This is a genomic window from Prevotella sp. P5-92 (assembly GCF_002251245.1).
In the GTDB taxonomy this organism is placed as follows: Bacteria; Bacteroidota; Bacteroidia; order Bacteroidales; family Bacteroidaceae; genus Prevotella.
In genome coordinates this window covers 1-1,944 of sequence record NZ_NPJG01000131.1, presented here as the reverse complement: position 1 = coordinate 1,944, position 1,944 = coordinate 1, and the positions used below count along the sequence as shown (strand labels likewise).

At 42.9% G+C, this 1,944-nt stretch carries 3 protein-coding genes and 1 pseudogene; 2 read left to right on the top strand and 2 right to left on the bottom strand.

The window, feature by feature from the left end; genetic code table 11:
• Positions 1–215 (top strand): annotated as a pseudogene (locus tag CIK99_RS14380) (DDE transposase); the annotation flags it as partial.
• A gap of 382 nt (positions 216–597) precedes the next feature.
• Here the strand turns inward: CIK99_RS14380 and CIK99_RS15470 are convergent.
• Together CIK99_RS15470 and CIK99_RS15045 are read right to left on the bottom strand one after the other, a co-directional pair.
• Positions 598–750 (bottom strand): hypothetical protein, encoded by a 153-nt coding sequence (locus CIK99_RS15470; protein WP_158215999.1) that lies wholly within the window; start codon positions 748–750, stop codon positions 598–600.
• Between the two features lie 113 nt (positions 751–863).
• Complete coding sequence (locus tag CIK99_RS15045) at positions 864–1,109, bottom strand: hypothetical protein (protein WP_144008017.1); 246 nt, start codon at positions 1,107–1,109, stop codon at positions 864–866.
• Between the two features lie 138 nt (positions 1,110–1,247).
• On the opposite strand from CIK99_RS15045, the gene CIK99_RS14370 reads away from it, so the two are divergent.
• Positions 1,248–1,784: a helix-turn-helix domain-containing protein gene (locus tag CIK99_RS14370; protein WP_094379475.1), complete on the top strand. Its 537-nt coding sequence runs from the start codon at positions 1,248–1,250 to the stop codon at positions 1,782–1,784.
• The last annotated feature ends 160 nt before the right edge of the window (positions 1,785–1,944 follow it).

Here is a 1,944-nt window from a genome sequence, read left to right as displayed (position 1 = left end):
GGGAGGAAGACTATGTCCGCAAGGAACTGGCAAGAGTCAGGGCCACTCAGATGGAAGGCTCGTTCGGAACACAGAAAGAGCATTACGCCATGCGCAGGATCAAGGCCAGGAAGAAGAAAACAGAGATCCTGTACATCTTCTTCGGCATCCACACAGCGAACGCAGTCCACCTGGCGGGGCGTCTGGCTGGGCTGCAAGAGACCAAGGCGGCATAAGAGACATCTGAAACGGAATTAAGATGGAGTCCTCCGAAGAGAACTCCTAATCTGTTATCGGCAAAGGTAGCAAATACACGACTTTGGAGTGCCGTTATACCAGCAAAAAGCAATTAAAACTTGTCGCATGGAGCATCAAGATACCAAGCTGACCTCTATGCCTCCACGACTGAAAGAATTAAACGACAATCCCTATTTAAATCGAAGACAAAACCAAATTAAAGTCTAAAAACTTCTAGGGTACAGGGGACAGGTCACTGTCACGCAGGTATAGTCAAAAATACGATCCCAAATGTTTTAAAAATTGAGGAGGCGGGACACGGACCTTTCCCCTGTCCTGTACCAGCCTTTTTGTTTATTTCAGAAATAGACAACGGAGTAATCATAAGAAAAGGATATTTTCGGGTTCAACCCCCATGCTATTAACATACTTTTCTTTCATTCTTTCCTTAAGAACCGCTATACGCTGTCCTTTTGATTCCTTTGTGGCAACAAGCCTTCTCAAAGCTTCTTCTTTGGATATTATTGTATTCATATTAGTCCTTTCTTTATTAATCGCACCTGCAAAAATACATCTTTTATTTCAATCCACCAAACAAATCATCAAAAAACTGCATATTTCTATCATTAATCACTAATCATTCATCATTACCCATTCACCTTCCTCCATCCTAAATGCCACACCCTAAACACCGGCTCCCACAGAGCCTCCTCAGGATAACTGCCAACAAGTCTCATCACTCTTTTCAGCTTCCATAGTCCATGCTTAATCATTCCTCCATTCTTAAATTCCTTTCCCCTTTCATCATATTGCCCAAAATTTCCTCCCTTCATTATCTCCTCCAACAATTTCCTTCCTTCTTTTTCATTCGGCTCACAAATCATCCAAGGCACAAAATTATTTTCCTTTAATTCACGGTTAATTTGCGATAATTCGCGTTCATCAAAACAGTCCGCTTGCGGACCTCCGTATCCTCGCAGGACACTGACTGAAGTGAACCCCCAAAGTTGGACACAACACTTACTGTTCATATGCGAAGAAGAACATTAGAAGAAAAGTTAGAAGCTATTAGATTAGTAGAGGCGGGCAACTCTCCTCGTTCAGTGTCTGACCGTTTACACATTGGACACCATCAAATTTATGAGTGGTTATACATTTATAAAGAAAAAGGAGTCTCCGGACTTGAAAACAAGCGTATATGTAAGAAAAACCAGTATTCATTTGAAAAAAAATGCGAAATTATTCGTGAATATCAAGAATCTGAGCTAACTTTGCCTGAGATTAGTTCTAAGCATGGTATCTCGGCTAGTACCTTAGTCGGCTGGCTGTCCAAGTTCAACAAGGGTGGAAAGGATGCGCTTGCAAGTAAGCAACCATCGCCAAGAGAACAATCCAGGAGCATTATGAAAAGATTACCAAAGGAAGAGTGTGAGAAGGAAAACGAGAGGCTCCGCAGGGAGATCGAACGCCTCAGGGCGGAGAACCTGCTGCTAAAAAAAGTGAAAGCCTTAGTCGAGGAAAGAGAGTCCCGAAACAGAAGGATTGGGCGCGGGCCATTGACGAACTAAGGCGCGAGGAGCATGTGGATCTCAATCTCCTGTTGGAGTTGAAGAAGATGGCACGCAGCACTTTTTACTATCACATGAAAAATATTGGCAATGATGACAAATACAAGGATGTGAAGGACAAAATAGCAACAATATTCCACAAGCACAAAGGCCGGTACGG